At 71.4% G+C, this 17,089-nt stretch carries 20 protein-coding genes; 9 read left to right on the top strand and 11 right to left on the bottom strand.

Features of this window, described 5'->3' with window-relative positions; genetic code table 11:
- Positions 1 to 92: 92 nt before the first annotated feature.
- The 7 genes from pstB to AC5L30_RS12615 all read right to left on the bottom strand — a co-directional run bounded on the left by pstB (position 93) and on the right by AC5L30_RS12615 (position 7,219).
- Positions 93 to 869 (bottom strand): phosphate ABC transporter ATP-binding protein PstB, encoded by a 777-nt coding sequence (pstB, locus tag AC5L30_RS12645; RefSeq protein WP_091402861.1) that lies wholly within the window; start codon positions 867 to 869, stop codon positions 93 to 95.
- A gap of 17 nt (positions 870 to 886) precedes the next feature.
- Positions 887 to 1,975 (bottom strand): phosphate ABC transporter permease PstA, encoded by a 1,089-nt coding sequence (pstA, locus tag AC5L30_RS12640; RefSeq protein ID WP_494867319.1) that lies wholly within the window; start codon positions 1,973 to 1,975, stop codon positions 887 to 889.
- Positions 1,972 to 3,063, bottom strand: coding sequence for a phosphate ABC transporter permease subunit PstC (pstC, locus tag AC5L30_RS12635; protein WP_355005819.1), 1,092 nt, complete (start codon positions 3,061 to 3,063; stop codon positions 1,972 to 1,974). The genes pstA and pstC overlap by 4 nt, the downstream gene beginning before the upstream one ends.
- Positions 3,064 to 3,101: 38 nt before the next feature.
- A complete protein-coding gene (pstS, locus tag AC5L30_RS12630; RefSeq protein ID WP_494867317.1) occupies positions 3,102 to 4,202 on the bottom strand; it encodes a phosphate ABC transporter substrate-binding protein PstS in 1,101 nt (366 codons plus the stop codon).
- A gap of 291 nt (positions 4,203 to 4,493) precedes the next feature.
- Entirely contained in the window at positions 4,494 to 5,420 is a 927-nt protein-coding gene (gene mshD / locus AC5L30_RS12625; protein ID WP_494867316.1) for a mycothiol synthase, read from the bottom strand.
- A gap of 58 nt (positions 5,421 to 5,478) precedes the next feature.
- Positions 5,479 to 6,342 carry a polysaccharide deacetylase family protein gene (locus AC5L30_RS12620; protein ID WP_494867315.1) on the bottom strand — a complete coding sequence of 288 codons (864 nt, stop codon included), beginning with the start codon at positions 6,340 to 6,342 and terminating at the stop codon, positions 5,479 to 5,481.
- A 157-nt stretch (positions 6,343 to 6,499) separates the two neighbouring features.
- Positions 6,500 to 7,219 (bottom strand): winged helix-turn-helix transcriptional regulator, encoded by a 720-nt coding sequence (locus AC5L30_RS12615; RefSeq protein WP_363612376.1) that lies wholly within the window; start codon positions 7,217 to 7,219, stop codon positions 6,500 to 6,502.
- Positions 7,220 to 7,460: 241 nt separating this feature from the next.
- Here AC5L30_RS12615 and AC5L30_RS12610 point away from each other — a divergent pair, with 241 nt between their 5' ends.
- From AC5L30_RS12610 to AC5L30_RS12580, 7 genes are all read left to right on the top strand, one after another.
- A complete protein-coding gene (locus AC5L30_RS12610) occupies positions 7,461 to 8,519 on the top strand; it encodes a hypothetical protein (RefSeq protein WP_494867314.1) in 1,059 nt (352 codons plus the stop codon).
- A 104-nt stretch (positions 8,520 to 8,623) separates the two neighbouring features.
- Positions 8,624 to 9,412: an LmeA family phospholipid-binding protein gene (locus AC5L30_RS12605; protein WP_494867313.1), complete on the top strand. Its 789-nt coding sequence runs from the start codon at positions 8,624 to 8,626 to the stop codon at positions 9,410 to 9,412.
- 105 nt (positions 9,413 to 9,517) lie between these two features.
- Positions 9,518 to 9,595: an Ms5788A family Cys-rich leader peptide gene (locus AC5L30_RS12600; protein ID WP_310503780.1), complete on the top strand. Its 78-nt coding sequence runs from the start codon at positions 9,518 to 9,520 to the stop codon at positions 9,593 to 9,595.
- Positions 9,596 to 9,801: 206 nt separating this feature from the next.
- Positions 9,802 to 10,650, top strand: a complete 849-nt coding sequence (locus tag AC5L30_RS12595; RefSeq protein WP_357351188.1) for a sulfurtransferase — start codon at positions 9,802 to 9,804, stop codon at positions 10,648 to 10,650.
- Between the two features lie 2 nt (positions 10,651 to 10,652).
- The gene (locus AC5L30_RS12590) at positions 10,653 to 10,973 is read left to right on the top strand and encodes a DUF1416 domain-containing protein (RefSeq protein ID WP_091402852.1); all 321 of its coding nucleotides are present in this window, start codon (positions 10,653 to 10,655) and stop codon (positions 10,971 to 10,973) included.
- Between the two features lie 201 nt (positions 10,974 to 11,174).
- Positions 11,175 to 11,627 carry a winged helix-turn-helix domain-containing protein gene (locus tag AC5L30_RS12585; RefSeq protein ID WP_494867665.1) on the top strand — a complete coding sequence of 151 codons (453 nt, stop codon included), beginning with the start codon at positions 11,175 to 11,177 and terminating at the stop codon, positions 11,625 to 11,627.
- A 60-nt stretch (positions 11,628 to 11,687) separates the two neighbouring features.
- Positions 11,688 to 12,551, top strand: a complete 864-nt coding sequence (locus AC5L30_RS12580; RefSeq protein ID WP_494867312.1) for a hypothetical protein — start codon at positions 11,688 to 11,690, stop codon at positions 12,549 to 12,551.
- A gap of 19 nt (positions 12,552 to 12,570) precedes the next feature.
- On the opposite strand, the gene AC5L30_RS12575 is transcribed toward AC5L30_RS12580, so the two are convergent.
- The 3 genes from AC5L30_RS12575 to AC5L30_RS12565 all read right to left on the bottom strand — a co-directional run bounded on the left by AC5L30_RS12575 (position 12,571) and on the right by AC5L30_RS12565 (position 15,456).
- Positions 12,571 to 14,625 (bottom strand): amylo-alpha-1,6-glucosidase, encoded by a 2,055-nt coding sequence (locus AC5L30_RS12575; RefSeq protein WP_494867311.1) that lies wholly within the window; start codon positions 14,623 to 14,625, stop codon positions 12,571 to 12,573.
- A complete protein-coding gene (locus tag AC5L30_RS12570; RefSeq protein ID WP_494867310.1) occupies positions 14,622 to 15,002 on the bottom strand; it encodes an SCP2 sterol-binding domain-containing protein in 381 nt (126 codons plus the stop codon). Before AC5L30_RS12570 ends, AC5L30_RS12575 begins: the two co-directional genes overlap by 4 nt.
- A gap of 79 nt (positions 15,003 to 15,081) precedes the next feature.
- A complete protein-coding gene (locus tag AC5L30_RS12565; RefSeq protein ID WP_238666984.1) occupies positions 15,082 to 15,456 on the bottom strand; it encodes a DsrE family protein in 375 nt (124 codons plus the stop codon).
- Positions 15,457 to 15,468: 12 nt separating this feature from the next.
- On the opposite strand from AC5L30_RS12565, the gene mtfM reads away from it, so the two are divergent.
- Positions 15,469 to 15,573 (top strand): small membrane protein MtfM, encoded by a 105-nt coding sequence (gene mtfM / locus AC5L30_RS12560; protein ID WP_030327764.1) that lies wholly within the window; start codon positions 15,469 to 15,471, stop codon positions 15,571 to 15,573.
- Positions 15,574 to 15,575: 2 nt separating this feature from the next.
- A complete protein-coding gene (locus AC5L30_RS12555; RefSeq protein ID WP_204946022.1) occupies positions 15,576 to 16,166 on the top strand; it encodes a heme-binding beta-barrel domain-containing protein in 591 nt (196 codons plus the stop codon).
- Between the two features lie 20 nt (positions 16,167 to 16,186).
- Here the strand turns inward: AC5L30_RS12555 and AC5L30_RS12550 are convergent, their stop codons facing one another.
- Complete coding sequence (locus AC5L30_RS12550) at positions 16,187 to 17,065, bottom strand: aminotransferase class IV (protein ID WP_494867309.1); 879 nt, start codon at positions 17,063 to 17,065, stop codon at positions 16,187 to 16,189.
- Between the last annotated feature and the right edge of the window lie 24 nt (positions 17,066 to 17,089).

Genomic DNA, 17,089 nt, shown 5'->3' with positions numbered 1-17,089 from the left:
GCCGCCGCGCCGCGCCGGACACCGGGCCGGGGTACGCAAGAGGGGCGCCGGTCAGGTTGACCGACGCCCCTCGCGGACCGGGAGCCAGCGGCTCAGCCGAAGCGGCCGGTGATGTAGTCCTCGGTCTTCTTCACGCTGGGGTTGCTGAAGATCTTCTGGGTGTTGTCGTACTCGATCAGCCGGCCGGGGTCGCCGGTCTTCTCGATCGAGAAGAAGGCGGTGCGGTCCGACACCCGCGCGGCCTGCTGCATGTTGTGCGTCACGATGATGATCGTGAACTTGTCCTTGAGCTGGAACATCAGGTCCTCGATCGCCAGAGTGGAGATCGGGTCCAGGGCGGAGCACGGCTCGTCCATCAGGACGACCTGCGGCTCGACCGCGATGGTCCGGGCGATGCAGAGCCGCTGCTGCTGACCACCGGAGAGGCCCGCGCCGGGCTTGGCCAGCCGGTCCTTGACCTCGCCCCACAGGTTCGCGGCGCGCAGGGCCTTCTCGGCCGCGTCCTCCAGGATCGACTTCTTGCGGACCCCGTTGAGCTTCAGCCCGGCCACCACGTTCTCGAAGATGCTCATGGTGGGGAACGGGTTCGGCCGCTGGAAGACCATGCCGATCGTGCGCCGGACCGCGGTGACGTCCACGTCCCGGTCGTAGATGTCCTGGTCGTCGATGGTCAGGCTGCCCTCGACCCGGGCCCCCGGCAGCACCTCGTGCATCCGGTTGATCGACCGCAGGAACGTCGACTTGCCGCAACCGGACGGCCCGATGAGGGCGGTGACCGTCTTCGGCTCGACAGTCAGGTTGATGTTCTCGATCGCCTTGAAGCCGCCGTAGTACGCGGTGACGTTCGAGGCGGAGACGCGCTTGGCCATGGTGGTACCTCCGGGGTTCATCGGCTGAGCCTGTTGCGACGGGCCAGCAGCTTCGCCGCGATCGTCAGGATGAGCACGAGGGCGACCAGGGTGAGTGCCGCGGTCCACGCCCGTGCCGGTGCGTACTTCGACGCGTCACCGGCCTGCTGGTAGACGAAGAGGGACAGCGACGACTGGTTGTTCTCGAAGGGGTTGGTGTTGATCGCGGCGCCACCGCCGGCGACCAGCAGCACCGGCGCGGTCTCGCCGGCCGCGCGGGCGATGGCGAGCATGACGCCGGTGACGATGCCGGGCAGCGCCGTCGGCAGCACCACCCGCAGGATCGTCTTCCACTTGGGTACGCCGAGCGCGTACGCGCCCTCGCGCAGTGGCGCCGGTACGAGGCGGAGCATCTCCTCGGTGGACCGGACGATGGTGGGCAGCATGAGCACGCTCAGCGCGAGCGCGGCGGCGAAGCCGGAGAAGCTGGGCCGACCGTCGTTGAACCACGGCGACACGATCAGCACCCAGAACGCCAGCACGAAGAGGCCGGAGACGATCGACGGAATGCCGGTCATCACGTCCACGAAGAACCGGATCGCGAAGGCGAACTTGCCCCGCCCGTACTCGACGATGTAGATCGCGCAGAGGACGCCGAGCGGGACGGTGATCAGGGTGGCGATGCCGACCTGCTCCAGCGTGCCGACGATCGCGTGGTACGCGCCGCCGTTGGCGTCCCGAGCCCCGATGTTGTTCATCGAGGTCTGGAAGAAGTTGACGTCCAGCCGGTCGGCACCCTTGCTGACCAGCGTCCAGACCACCGACACGAGCGGCAGCACCGCCAGTACGAAGGCGGAGTGGATCAGTGCGCTCCAGGTGCGGTTGCGGGCCGACCGGCGCCCCTCGACCGCGTTGGCGGCGGCGAAGAGCCCGACCAGGTAGAGGATCGCGCCGAGGACGACCACGAGGACGGGGCCGCCGATGCCGGTGCCGTAGACGATCACGGCGGAGAGCGCCAGGGCTGCCACGGCGATGGCCGGGGCGGCGTACCAGGGCAGCCGCTTGGCCCGCAGCGAGTCGGGCTGGGCCGGCGGTCGGGTGCGATGGGAGGTGGCGGTAGTGGTCATGCGGCCGACTCCGTGAACTCCCGGCGGCGGTAGATGATCGCCCGCGCCGTGATGTTGACGATCAGCGTGATGGTGAACAGCACCAGACCGGAGGCGATGAGCGCGCCCCGGCCGGTCTCGTTCGCCTCGCCGAACGCGTTGGCGATGTTGGCGGCGATGGTGTTGCCGCCGTTCTGGATCAGGTTGAACGAGATGCCGAAGGTGATGCCAAGGGTCAGCGCCAGGGCGATGGTCTCGCCGAGCGCCCGGCCGAGGCCGAGCATCATCGCGGCGATGATGCCGGGACGGCCGTAGGGGAGCACCGCGGTGCGGAGCATCTCCCAGCGGGTGGCGCCCAGGGCGAGGGCGGCCTCCTCGTTCGCCGTCGGCGTCTGGAGGAACACCTCGCGGGAGAGCGAGGTGATGATCGGCAGCACCATGATCGCGAGCACCAGGGCACCCAGCATGACGGACGCCCCGAAGGGGCCGTCACCGCCGAAGAGCGGGATCCAGCCGAAGTGCTGGTTCAGCCAGACCGAGAAGTCCCGGACGGGGCTGCTGAAGACGTCCCGTCCCCAGAGGCCGAAGACCACGCTCGGCACGGCGGCCAGCAGATCGACCAGGAAGCCGAGCGCGGTGCCCAGCCGGCGCGGCGCGTAGTGCGACAGGTAGAGCGCGATGCCGAGCGCCACCGGCACCGCGATGAGCAGTGCGAGCGCCGAGCTGAGCACGGTGCCGAAGGCGAGCGCACCGATGCCGAACTTCGGCTCGGTGTCGTTGGGGGACCAGCCCTCGTAGGACCAGAAGTTCTCGGTGTTGGCGCGTAGGGCCGGCACCGCCTTGGCGACCAGGAAGATCGCGATGGCGGCGATGATGACCAGAACGGCGGTGCCGGCGGCCAGGGTGAGACCGCGGAAGGCCCGCTCGGCGCCGAACTTGCGGCTGCGCGGCAGCGCGCCGCCGCCGCCCAGCCCGGTGCCGCCCGGGGAACGGGTGCTGACTGGTGCCTCGGCCACACGCGCCGAGGCACCGGCGGGCCACTCGTGACTCTGGGTCACGCGCGTCCCGCCGGTGCCGGCGTCGGCCGAGCGGTGAGGGGTTTCACCCATCTGCTCGCTCGATTCGGTTGCGGAGGTGTGGAATCGGGTCAGGAGAGGTTCTTGACCGCGGTCTCGACCTTGGTCCGGACCGTCTCCGGCAGCGGGGCGTAGCCCAGCTCGGTGAGAGATGCCTGGCCCTCGGCGCTGGCGGCGTGGCCCAGCAGGCCCTTGACCAGCTTCAGCTTGTCGGCCGCGAGGCCCTTGCTGCAGACGATCTCGTACGTCGCCAGGACGATCGGGTAGGCCCCGGCCTCCTTGGTGTTGTAGTCGATCTTCAGCTTGAGGTCGTCGCCCTGACCCTCGACGGCAGCGCCGGCGATGGTCTTGCCAGCCGCCTCGGCGGTCAGCGGGGCGAACTCGCCGTTGCCGTTGCCGATCTTCGACATCTTCAGACCGGCGTTCTCGGCGAACGACCACTCCATGTAGCCGATGGAGCCGTCCGCGCCCTTGACCCGGCTGGCCACGCCGTCCGAGCCCTTGGCGCCGGTGCCGCCCGGGGCCTTCCACGCCTTGGCGTTGCCCAGGGTCCAGTCGCTCTCAGCGGTCTTCGAGAGGTACTTGGTGAAGTTGTCGGTGGTGCCCGACTCGTCCGAACGGTGGACGGTCTGGATCGTGGTCGCCGGGAGGGTGGCGCCCGGGTTGTCGGCCTTGATCGTGGCGTCGTCCCACTTGGTGACCTTGCCGGCGAAGATCTTCGCCAGGGTGGCCGGCTTGAGCTGGAGGTTGTCCACGCCGCTGACGTTGTAGGCGACGGCCACCGGGCCGATCACCATCGGCAGGTGGATGGCCTTGCCACCGACGCACTTGGCGTCCGCCTGCGGCTGCTCCTCCGGCTTGAGCGCGGAGTCGGAACCGGCGAAGTCGGCGGTCCCGGCGATGAACGCCTGGATGCCGGCGCCCGAGCCGGAAGCCTCGTAGTTGATCGTGGTGCCCTGGCACTTCTGCTGGTAGGCCTTGATCCATTCGGCCATGGCGTTCTTCTGGGCCGACGAGCCCTGGGCGTTCACCGTGCCGGTGGCGCAGTCGACCGCGGCGGCCGAGCCCGAAGCACTGGTGCTGGGCTCGTTGTTGTCCGAGCCGCATGCACTGAGACCGAGCGTCGCAGCAAGAGCGAGGCAGGCAATAGTGCCGTACCGCTGGAGCTTCACCTGAGGGGTTTCCCTTCGCGTCTGACTTGGCACCCCGATCCCGGGGCCCGAGGACCGGCACTGACCGGCTGACACGAAAGTTAGAAGTGCCAGGTAGCCGGTTCGCCGGTCGCAAGTGAACGCAAGGTGAACACGTACGGCCCCCGAGGTGACCGCTTGCTGAGGGTGAGTTGTCCGTTAAGTGAACCGGGGTACACCTGTCGGAATTATGGGTACATTTCCGGTTCGCCGTTATGTCGCCGACGCCCGGCCGTTACCTACCGGTGACCGGGTCACGGCGATGGCCGACGGTCAGCCCAGGTGGTAGTTGATGTGCGCGGACCAGCGGGCGAAGCCCAGCCGCTCGTAGAGCGCGACGGCCCCGGTGTTCGAGTCGTCCACGTAGAGCATCACCCGGTCCAGGCCGCGCTTGTCCCGCAGATGTGCCAGCCCGGCGGTGGTCAGGGCCCGGCCCAGCCCGCCGCCGTGCGCGGTCGGCTCCACCCCCAGGACGTACACCTCGCCGATCCGGGCCGACCCCGGCCGCTCGTGCACCTTGGTCCAGTGAAAACCGAGCAGCCGGCCGGTCGCGGTCTCCTCGGCGAGCAGGAAGCCAGCCGGGTCGAACCACGGCTCGGCGAGGCGGACCCGCAGGTCGTCCGACGTCCACCGGCCCTGCTCGGGGTGCTCGGCGAAGGCCCGCGCGTTGAGGGCCAGCCAGGCCACGTCGTCCGCCCCGGGGTGGAACGCGCGTAGCGCCACCCCGTCGGGCAGGCGCGGCTCACCCAACGGGGCGGCCAACGGCCGACGCAGTTGCCAGAGCACCCGGGCGCGGGTGAAGCCGAGGTCGACGGCGAGCGCGGCGGCCGAGGGGTGGTCGCCGTGCGCCCACGCCCGCAGCGGCCCGGTGGCCGAGGCGAGTACGCCCCGGGCGAGCGCCCGCCCGGTGCCCCGTCGCCGGTACGCGGGGTGCACCACCAGCTCGACCCCGATCCCGCCGACCGGGTCCGTGGTGTCCAGGTGCGCGTACCCGGTGAGGGTGCCGTCGTCGGCGCGGGCGATCAGATGCACGGCGGGGGCCTCGGGGTCGCGCAGCCGGAGCAGGACGTGCTCGTCGAGCGGGTCCGCTCCGTCCGTGTCACCCGCGGCGCTGGCGAGGGCCAGTACGTCGGCGATCTCCGTCGACGCCAGTCGGTCGCTCCGGGTCACCTGGTCGCTGGTCGGCTCCGCGCTGCTCATTCCGCCACCGTATCCGTTACGTGTCGTGGCGCCCGGACCGTCGCCGTAAAGCCGCGGCTCACGTCGGGTCGGTGGGGAGTGCCTCCAGCTCGAACCGGGCGGTCAGGTCGGGCAGGATCCGGCGCAGCGCCTCCACCGTGCCCTCTCGGTCTCCACCGGCGTCGTGCAGCAGCACCACCGAGCCTGGTTCGGCCTGGCTCAGCACGGTCGCGGTGATCTTGCTGGCGCCGGGAAGCTCCCAGTCCGACGGGTCCACCGACCAGTGCAGCGGGGTCATGCCGAGCTGCTGTGCCACCGACACCACCGGGTACGTCCAGGCTCCGCCCGGCTGGCGGTACCAGACGATCGGAGCGTCCGGCACCGCCGCCCGGATCGCCGCGTTGGTGCGCAGGAGGTCGGAGCGGATCGCGTCGGCCGATCGGGCGCCCAGGCCGATGTCGTGGTGCCAGGAGTGGTTGCACAGGGTGTGCCCGGCGGTCACGATCGACTGGACGAGGTCGGGGTGGTTCTGCGCGTTCTCGCCGACCACGCAGAACGTGGCACGCACGTCGTATTCGGCCAGGAGGGCGAGGACCTGCGGGGTGTAGCGCGGGTCCGGCCCGTCGTCGAAGGTCAGCGCGAGCCGCGGGGTGCCGGTGGTGGCGTACGCGCCGAACAGGTTGTCGCCTCCGGCGTCTCGTCCGGACCCGTCCTGGCCGGTCTCGGCCGGGCCGGCGCTGTCGCTCGGGGCTCCGCCCGGCTCACCAACGCCGGGTTGGTCGGCGTAGTGCGGCCCGTCGGCGCTCGTGGTGACGCCGGTGGACTGCCGGGGCGTCTGGTCGGGGAGGAGGCTGCGGCCCAGCGCGTACGCGGAGCCGAGCAGCCCCGCCACCACCAGCGTCACGACCCCCGCGGCCCGCGCGGTGGAACTGCCCCGCGTCACGACTTCCGCCCAGCTCGCCGGTCACGCCGGCCCGTCGCCCCCGTGTTCAGTGCGCGCACCGTCGCCCCTTTCTCCGACAAACCCGGCAGTCAGAATAGAGCTGCCAAGCTGCGCAAAAAGGGGCATATGGGGAAATCTCCCCGGAGTGATCCGTAGATCAGACCGGCAGGGGCGCGTGCTCCGGCTCGGGGAGTGACCGCGACGGCGGAACGACGAACTTGTAGCCGACCTGGCGGACGGTGCCGATCATCGACTCGTACTCCGAGCCGAGCTTGGCGCGCAGTCGCCGGACGTGCACGTCCACCGTGCGGGTGCCGCCGAAGTAGTCGTAGCCCCAGACCTCGCGCAGGAGCTGATCCCGGGTGAACACCCGGCCCGGGTGCTGGGCCAGGAACTTCAGCAGCTCGAACTCCTTGTAGGTGAGGTCGAGCGGGCGGCCCTTGAGCTTGGCCGCGTAGGTGTCCGGGTCGATGGTCAGCTCGCCGGCCCGGATCGAGCCACCCGCTCCGGCGGTCGCGTTGCTGAGCCGGCCCACCGCCAGCCGTAGCCGTGCCTCGACCTCGGCGGGACCGGCCGAGGCGAGGATGACGTCGTCGACGCCCCAGTCGGCGTTGAGTGCGATCAGGCCGGCCTCGGTCACCACCGCGACCAGCGGCACGCCGAGCCCGGTGGCGTGCAACATCCGGCAGGTCGCCCGGGCCTCGCTCAGCTCCGAACGGGCGTCCACCATCACCGCGTCCGGGCTGGGGCCCGCGACCAGGGTGCGGACGTCGCGCGGCGCAGTGCGGACCGAGTGCGGCAGCAGGTCGAGTGCCGGCAGCACAGCCGACGGTTCCCCTGCGCGTGCGGTCACCAGCAGCAGGATCTCCACGATCACCTCCGTCCCGGCGGCGCGAGGCCGCACGCGACCAGTCGCACTCATCAAGGAGTGCGCTGAGAAATTGCGTGGTCCCGGCGTCGCTGACGGGCGGGTAACGCGTTGAGCGTAACCGATCGCCTCGGCCGCGCCGTCAGGCAATTTCCCGTTTGTCTATCTTGCCCCTGATCGTGGCGCGGATTTTAACGTCGCTGAAACCCGTGACCACCGCGTCGGGCGGTCGGTCTGGCACGATCGGGTCGTGTTTCCCTCCACCTCGCCCGAGGCCGGCCGCGAATCGTGGCCCGCTGGGCCCCAACCGGGCCCGGCCGCCGCACCGACGCGCGGCCAGCCGCCCGCGCCGCGTACCGGTCCGGCCACCACCGATGGCGATCGCCGCGAACGGGGTGGGCCGCGCCGTGCCCGTCGCGCCGGCGAGCCGGCCCGCCGATCCGAAGACGAGATCGACGAGCCGGAAGAGGAGGTCATACCCCCGGTCGAGGTGCACCGGCAGCTGGCGCTGACCATCGCCGGCTTCGCCGCGCTGCTCGGTGTCGGCCTGGTGCTCGGCGCGCAGACGTCGGGCCCCGGTCACCGGCTGCCGTTCGCCTTCATCATCTTCGGCGTCCAACTGCTGTTCGTGCTCGCCTGGACGATGGCCATGCGTCCGCCCGCGTTGCTGGTGGTAGCCGGCATCAGCGCCGCTGTCGCGGCGCTCGCCGACATCGCCGCGGTGCAGACCGACGTCGCCGGTCTGGCGCCGCTGGGCTACCTGGCCGCTGGCGGGTTCCTCGCCGCGGTGCTCGGCCAGCTGGTTCGTCGGGTCGACCGGGTTCGGGTCACCGACTCCCTCGGCGCCACGCTGCTCATCGTGGTCGGGGTGGTGGCCTTCGGCACCCTGATCGTGCTCAGCCGGATCCCGGCCGGCACCCAGGCGATCACCGTCTGCCTGACTGCGAGCGGTGTCGCGCTCACCGTCGCCCGGCTCACCGACGCCGTACTGCCCTGGCCCCGGCTGGCCCCGCAGGTGCCCCGGGGCGCCGCCGGCGTGGTGGCCGGCGCGATGGTCGGCACGCTGACCAGCGCCCTCCTCGGCAGCTACCTGGTGGCTCCCTTCACGCCGACCCGGGCCGCCGTGATCGGCCTGGTCGCGGCGGTCACCGCCGTCCTCTCCGACCTCGCCGTGGGGTACGCGGAGGCGGGCCGGTTGATGGCCGGGGAACCGCCCACGATGTGGGTGGCCCGGCACATGCAGGGCCCGCTCGGCGGCTTCGCCCTGGCGGCGCCCGCCGCGTACGCCATGTGCATGCTCTTCCTCTGAGTCACGGTTGAGCGCGGAGGCGGTCGGGTACCTACGGGTGCGCCGCCCTGCGGTGTCGGTGCGAACGACCCGTCGCGGCGCGACGGGCGGAGACAGGAGGCGGCGTGGCACAGGACTATCCGGTGACCGAGGCGCGACCCCGACGGCGTGGCCGCAAGCTGCTCATCGGGCTGTTCGTGCTGCTTCTTCTGCTGGCGGGGTTGCTGGTGGTCGCCGACCGGGTGGCGGTCGGGGTCGCCGAGCGGATGATTGCCGACCGGGTCCGCCAGGAGATCACCAAGCAGGGCGCCCAATCCGCCGAGCCTGAGGTGGAGGTGGGCGGAACCCCGTTCCTCACCCAGGTGCTTGATGGCCGTTACCAGCGGATCACCATCAACCTGCGGGACGTGCAGGCCCCGGTCCAGGGCGACGCCGTCCGACTGCCGGTGCTCGATGTGACGGCCCGCAATGTTCGGGCCTCGCTGGACACCCTGCGCTCCGGCCAGGGTGACGTCGTGGCGGACACCGTCAACGGCGCCGGCACGATCAGCTACGAGAGTCTGGCCGCGCTGCTGAACCGCCCGGGTCTCACCCTCGGCGAGCAGAACGGCAAGCTCACCGTCACGGCCCCGGCCGACATCCTCGGTCAGAAGCTCACCATCAGCGGCACCGCCGACGTCACCGTCGCCGACAACGGCGCCGTCGCCCTGCGTTTCAACGACCTGGACGCCGCGGGTCTGCCGAACCTGCCGCTGGCCCGGGCCTTCCTCAGCAACTACGCCAAGAGCATCTCCATCGACGTGCCCCTCCCGGACCTGCCGTTCCAGCTCGCTGTCCGGGAGGTCCGTCCACTGCCGGAAGGGCTGGCGGTCACCGCCGACGCCAAGAACGTGCCGATCAACTCCGTCAACTGACGCCGGAAGCGTGGTGGGACGCCGAAATCCTCGGCGTCCCCGGGGATTCCCGGATGGTGGTCGGCTGAGTGGCAGCACGGTCACTGGCTGGTAGGCTCCCTGGCCATGGGGACCCACCTCACCAAACGGCGCGCGGTCGACCTGTGCCGCGTGGCCACCTGCCTGTGTCGCCCCGTCATCTGACGGCGGGGCTGTCTCCGGCCGCCTGACGGCGGCCACCGGCACAGGGTTCTCGCACCCTCCGGTTATCCCACCGAACGCCCGGCAGCGGCGCCGTCGCACGAACCCGTGATCCCGTCCTTCCGCTGGGTCCCGCGCGTGGTGCGACAGATACATCCATCGATTCGCGCGCGTTGGCTCACCATCCATCCTCACCAGGGAGTGATTCGATGAGTCGCGACACCGCACTCGTTTCGGCCGAGTGGGCCGAGAAGAACCTCGACGCCCCGGGCGTCGTCTTCGTCGAGGTCGACGAGGACACCTCGGCCTACGACACCGGCCACATCGCCGGCGCCATCAAGATTGACTGGAAGACCGACCTTCAGGACCAGGTCCGCCGGGACTTCGTCAACAAGACGCAGTTCGAGGCGCTGCTCTCCGAGCGGGGCATCAGCAACGACGACACCGTCATCCTGTACGGCGGCAACAACAACTGGTTCGCCGCGTACGCCTACTGGTACTTCAAGCTCTACGGCCACCGCGACGTGAAGCTGCTCGACGGCGGCCGCAAGAAGTGGGAGCTGGACGCCCGCCCGCTCGTCACCGACCAGGTGTCCCGCCCGGCGACGCAGTACGTCGCGCAGGAGCCGGACACCTCCATCCGGGCCTTCCGCGACGAGGTCGTCGCCGCGATCGGCACCAAGAACCTGGTCGACGTGCGCAGCCCCGACGAGTTCGCCGGTCGCCTGCTCGCCCCCGCCCACCTGCCGCAGGAGCAGGCGCAGCGGGCCGGCCACATCCCCACCGCGATCAGCGTGCCGTGGTCCAAGGCGGCCAACGAGGACGGCACCTTCCGGTCCGACGACGACCTGCGCAAGATCTACGGCGACGCGGGGCTCGACGACGGCAAGGAGACCATCGCGTACTGCCGGATCGGTGAGCGCTCGTCGCACACCTGGTTCGTGCTCCAGGAGCTGCTGGGTCACCGCAACGTCAAGAACTACGACGGCTCCTGGACCGAGTACGGCTCGCTGGTCGGTGTGCCGGTCGCGCTCGGCGACGAACCCGGGGAGGCCTGATCATGACTCTTCCCACCGCCGCGGGTTGCGCCGCACCGGACCAGGCCGCGCCGCTGCCGGCCAGCCTGGACCTGGAGAAGGAAACCGTCATCACCGGCATCGTCCGCTCCGCCGAGGCCGAGCCGGTGCCGGGCGCGTACGTCCGGCTGCTCGACTCGACCGGTGAGTTCACCGCCGAGGTGGTCACCTCGGCCGCCGGGCAGTTCCGGTTCTTCGCCGCGCCGGGTTCCTGGACGCTGCGGGCGTTGTCCCGGCACGGCAACGGTGACACCGCGGTCACTGCCGGCCGGGGCGTCAACGAGGTTGCCGTCACCGTCGCCTGACCCACTGCTCTGATCGACCGGGGCCGGTCGCCCTTCCGGGGGTGGCCGGCCCCGGTCGTTTCTTCGCAGCGCGCCGGCACGCCGGGGCGGGTGCCGAAATTCATTGGCATGCGTCACTATCTACGGGTGGAATTCAGGGATGAAAGCGGCGGGTCCGACGAAGCGGTCCCCATCGTCCTCTGCGTGGGCACGGACATCTCGATGCGGGAGCGGGTGCTGAGCCAACTCGACGGGCTCGCCCCGGTGCTCAGCTGCGCCGACCTGACCGAGCTGCGTGAGCTGCTGTCGTCACCGGCGGGTCCGACGCCGGTCAACCCCACCGTCCTTCCGCTCGCCGAGGCGCAGGGCCCGGTCGAGTGGGGTGACCTGGTGGTCGACCGGGCCGGCCACCAGGTGACCTGGCGCGGCGAGCCGCTCCCGCTGACTCCCACCGAACGGGAGCTGCTCGCCCTGCTCATCGGCCCGCCGCTGGTGGTGTGGAGCTACGAACAGCTCTGCGCCTCCGCGCTGGGTGGCGCGGACACCACGGCGCTGCAGGCCACGGTCAAACGGCTTCGCCGCAGGTTGCGGGGCCTGCCGGGCGGACCGCAGGTGCACACCGTGCGAGGGGTCGGCTATCGACTCGACCCGCCGTCGCGGCTGAGCGGCCACTGACCCAGCCTGCCGACCGCCTCCGCCGCCGGCCCGGCGGCGGGCGCGTGACACCATGGCCGGGTGAGCGGTGCTGTCCAGACGGGTTGGGCCTCCTCGGCCGACCCTGCCGCGCCGACACCGACCCGGTCTCGGCGGCGATGGTTGCTGGCTGCGACCGTGGCCTGGGCCGTCCTGCTGGCCGGGCTCACCTGGTTGTCGGTGCGGGACGACCCGCCGACCGTGCGCGAACAGCGTTCCCTCGATCAGGCCGGCCCGGTGCTCGACCGGGCGGTCGGCGAGCTGGCCCACGCGGCCGGTGCGGCCGGTCTGCTGGAGCTGGGCCCGGCGCGGATCGCGTCCGGCTGCCGGGTCACCCCGTTCGCCGACGGGGCGAGGCTGCGGCGCGAGGTCGGGGTGCTCGCGGCCCCCGGTGACGGGCAGGCCGTGCTGGCCGGCATCGCCGATCGGCTGCCGGCCAGCTGGCGGGCCGGGGTCGGGCCCGGGGTGGACGGCCCCGAGCTGCGCGCCGACGCCGGAGAATTCGTGGCCGTCGAGGGACGGCCGACCGTTGACGGCCGGGTGCGCCTGGTCGTCGACACCGGCTGCCGGCCGGTCGGCGCCGGCTACCCGCCGGCCCCGACCACCGAAGCCGGCCCGGAGACCGCCGCGCTGACCGCGGCGTTGCGGGCACTCGACCGGCCGGGTGACGCCGCGCCGGAGCTGGTCACCGCGCCCTGCCCGGGCGGTGGGATCGCCCGCACCGCGCGGTCCGCGAACGGCCCCGGCCCGGCGGCCTCGACCGCCGCTCTCGCCCTGCTGGCCGGCAACGCCCCACTGCTGGACCAACCCCCGGTGTACGCGTACCGCACCGGTGCCGTCACGGTGCTGGCCGAGATCAGCCCGGACGCCACCCGGGTGGCCGCCACCGTCGGCTGCCCGGGCTGAGCCGGGCAGCCCGCTCAGCTCAGCTGCGGTCCGGCTGGTCTTCCGGATCACGGCTGCGGCCCAACGCGTCGACCATGCCCCACCGGCCGGGGATGTCCAGCAGCTCGACCCGGCCCATCCCCGGTGGCACGGCCGGGTCGATGATCAGGTGCTCGCCGTGCGGCTCCAATCCCAGCATCACCCGGAGCAGCAGCAGCGGGGTGCCGGTCGACCAGGCTTGCGGGCTGCACGCGGTCGGGTACTCCACCGGGTAGTCGGTGAGGTCCCGGGCGTAGCCGGCGAACGCCTCCGGCAGCCGCCCCTCGAAGTACCGGGACGCCGCCAGCATCGTGTCGCAGAGCAATCCGGCCTCCTCCCGGAAGCCGTACCGCCACAACCCCCAGGCGATGATCGAGTTGTCGAACGGCCAGACCGTGCCCACGTGGTAGCCGATCGGGTTGTAGCGTCCCTCGTCCGCGGCGAGCGTCCGCACCCCCCAACCGGAGAACAGTCGTGGCCCGAGCAGGTGCTCGACCACCTTGCCGGCGCGCGACTCGTCCACGATGCCGCTCCACAGCAGGTGCCCGATGTTCGAGGTCAGCGCGTCCACCTGCCGGCCGTCGGCGTCCAGTGCGAGCGCGTAGTACTCCCGGTCGGGGATCCAGAAGTCGCGGTCGAACCGCCGTTTGAGGTCGGCGGCATCCCGCTCCAGCTTGTCGGCGAGCTCCGGGTCGTTCCAGAAATTGCGGGCCAGCCGGGCGGCCCGGACCTTCGCGTCGTACGCGTAGCCCTGCAACTCGCAGGTGGCCCGGGGGAAGCCGGGCAGCTGGCCGTCGGCGTACGAGATGGCGTCCCAGGAGTCCTTCCAACACTGGTTCTGCAGGCCGGTCTCCGGGTTGCGGGTCTGGTACCAGAGGTAGCCGGTGCCGAGCAGGTCACCGTAGGTGTCGATCCACTCCAACGCCGCGCGGACCTGCGATTCCAGCTTGCGGACGAGGGTGGCGTCGCCGGTCCACCGCTCGTACTCGTCGATCAGGATGATGAACAGGGGCGTCGCGTCGGCCGACCCGTAGTACGGCGAGTGTGGCTGCTCCTCGAAGCCGGCGGTTTCCCCGTACCGCAGCTCGTGCAGGATCTTGCCGGGTTCCTCGTCCCGAAAGTCGTCCACCCGCTGACCCTGTAGTCCGGCCAGCATCAGGATGGTGGGTGGGACCAGCTCTGGCAGGAACGGCAGCACCTGCAACGAGGTGATGATGCTGTCCCGGCCGAACAGGGTCATGAACCAGGGCAGCCCCGCGGCGATCAGCCGCACGCCCAGGGCGATCGACTCGTAGCGCAGCGCGGCCAGGTCGTTGAGGCTGCGCCGGTACGCCCCGGCCAACGGCTCGCAGTCGCAGCCGAGCTTCGGCGCCCGGTCGATCAGCTCCTGCTGCTCGGCCCGGATGGCGTCCGCGCTGCGGCTGCCGCCGTACGGGAGGGTGGCCCGGATGTCCTCGCCGCGGGCCCCGAAGACGACGCTGGAAACGTGCAGCCGGGTCGTCCACCTGTCGTTGCGGGCTATCCGGATTCGGAAGGTCATCCCGGTGTCGTCGACCTGTGCCGGCGCGGTGGTGCGGACCTGCATTTCCCGGTGGAACGCCTCCCGCCGGTAGGTCAGCCGCAGCTCCTTCTCGGCGACCGTGACGGTGGTCCGGCCCCGCTTCTGCCGAGAATTCTTGATCTCGAACAGGTCGGCGAAGTCCGCCCCGATCTCGATCCGGAGGGTGCACTCGACCTCCGCGCCGAGGTGGTTCAGCACGGTCAGCTCCTCCTCGAAGCTACCCACGATCGCCCGGCTGCGGATCACCGACGCCTTGGCGTCCAGATAGTGCGTGGGTTCGCCGGGGGCGAGGAAGAACTTGGTGCGGTACGACTCGGCATCGTCGACGGAGAGGGCGTGCAGCCGTTCGCCGTCCAGGGTGAGCACCCACTTGGACAGGAAGCGGGTGTCGAAGGAGAACAGCCCGGTGGGGAAGTCGTAGGACGGCTCGATGTCCCCACGCCGGTCGCTGACCAGGAAGGTGTTGCCGTCCAGAATGCTGACGAGGTCCTTCACCTGTGGCGCCCGGCTGCTCGACGGGCCGTTTCGCGGGGGTCGCGGGTGCCGGGCGGGTTCGGAAAGAACCGGCGGAAGGCGAGGAAGAGCACCACGTTCCCGCTGAACGTGCTCTCGTTGCGCAGCACCGCCGCGACCCCCTGGGCCTCGCCGGTGATCAGTCGGTCGAAGAGGGCGGCGCTGCTGTACCAGATGGCGTCGGCCGGGCCACGCCCCCGGCTGACCTGGACGAATCCGGGCCGCATCCGGACCAGCCAGTGTTCGGTGCGGTGGTCCTCGCCGAGGTCGATCTGGAGGGTGCCGTCGGCCAGGCCGCCCAGGACGTCGGGTGCGCGCGACGGCAGTGCCTCGAAGAACCTCTCCGCCGCCTCGGTCACATCCGAATCGTAGGCAGCCGTCCGAGATGTCGGGTCGGTATCGGCACTCCGCTCGGATCGACCCACCGCCGCCGTGCGGTCAGTAGACGAGTGCCTGCGCGCCCTCGGCCATCGCCTCCTCGACGAAGACCGCGGCACCGGCGATCCGGACCCCGGGGAGTACGTCGTCCGGGCCGATCTCCCGTCGGGCCGCGCACTGCGTGCAGGCGGTCACCCGGCCGCTGGTCAGGATGACGTGCAACAACTCGGCCAGGGGCGCGGAGTGCGGCAGGTCGAACTGCTGGGCGCGACCGGGCAGCGCGAACCAGGTCGACTCACCGGTCAGCCAGAGCGAGACGTCCACCCCGGCCGCGACCGCCGTTGCGGCGACGGTGAATGCCTGTGCGCACCGCTCCGGGGCGTCCGCCCCCGCGGTGGCCTTGACGACGAGAGTGCGGGCCATGTGGCCCAGCATAGGATGGCCGGGATGGTTACCGAGATCGGGTTTGTCAGCCTGCTGGTCGCTGGCCTGGGCGGGCTCGCCGGTGGCCTGGTCTACCTTGCCGTACGCATTTCGAGAGGACGTTGGTGACGCTGGTGAGCGAGAACCCGCTGCAGCCGCCGTGGCTGAACGCGCCGCCGGTCGAGGAGTACCCGTTCGAGGAGAGTCACGACCTGCGCGTCGGGCCGAAGCTGCACCCCGCGCTGGATGCCCTACTGCCGTACATCGGCCTGTGGCGTGGTCGGGGCAAGGGCGGTTTCCCCACCATCGAGGATTTCGACTACGCGCAGGAGATCCGGATCAGCCACGACGGCCGACCGTTCCTGCACTACGAGTCGCGGGCCTGGATCCTCGACGAGCAGAGCAAGCCGGTCCGTCCGGCCGGTCGTGAGGTCGGCTGGTGGCGGCCGGTCCTGGTGGACGGTCGGGCGACCGACGAGCTGGAGGCGCTGCTGACCACCCCGAGCGGGGTGATGGAGCTGCACCTGGGCAAGCGCACCGGCACGCAGGTCGAGTTCGCCACCGATGCGGTGATCCGGACTCCGACCGCCAAGGAGGTCACCGGGGGGCACCGGCTCTTCGGCATCGTCGAGGGTGCGCTGCTCTACGCCCAGGAGATGGCCGCCATGGGGCACGGGCTCAGCCCTCACCTCTCGGCCCGGCTCGTCCGGGTCGGCGGCTGACCTCGACGGTCGGCGGCTGGCTAGACGGGAAAACCCAGCAGGGCCTGGAGGGCAGGGGTGCGCGGGCAGCGAGCCCGACGCACCCCGTCCAGGGTGTGCACCTCGGCGGCGCCGCGCAGTGACGAGGTGAACCACACGCCGTCGGCCGCGTGCAGCTCGTCGGTGGTGACCAGCCGCTCGGCGGCGCTCAGGCCCAGCCCGGTGGCGTGGGCGAGCAGCCAGGCCGCGGTGGTGCCGGCGAGGATGCCGGTGCTGGCGGCCGGCACCGTGCAGAGTGTGTCGCCGGTGAGCCACACCACATTGGCGGTGGGGCCTTCCAGCGCGTACCGGTCGGACGAGATCCAGAGCACGTCGTCCACGCCGGCCCGGCGGGCCCAGCGGCGGGCGGCGCTGTTGACCGCGTACGACGTGGACTTGATGCCGGCCGGCAGCCAGCTCAGCTCGTTGCGGGCGGCGGCGGGCAGCCCCAGCGGCAGGGTGGCCACCGTGATTCCGTCCCGACGGGCGGCCCGGGCGGACGCCGGAACCTCGGCCAGCGTGGCGTAGACCGTGGGCGGGCCGCCGGCCTCCGGGCCTCGGGTGCAGACCAACCGGAGTGCTCCTTCCACCGGTGCCGGCCAGCCTGTCCGCACCTCGTCCAGCAGGTCGACCAGCGCGGCGGTGGGGGGCAGGGGCAGCTCGACGGCGGTGGCCGCCGTGGCCAGGCGGGCCAGGTGTTCGTCGCGCAGCCACGGCTGGCCGTCCCGCAGGTGCATGGTCTCGAAGAGGCCGTCGCCGTGCAGCACCCCGAGGTCGTCACCGCGGAGCACCGGGTCGCCGGGCGGGACCGGGCCACGCCCCAGAACGGCGATCCGCGCGGTCGGGTCGGCCGCGGCCTTCCCGACGGACGACCTCACCATGACCGTCGAGCGTAGCGGTGATCG

The sequence above is a fragment of the Micromonospora sp. BQ32 genome, from assembly GCF_059358895.1.
This window is presented reverse-complemented; position numbering and strand designations above follow the sequence as displayed.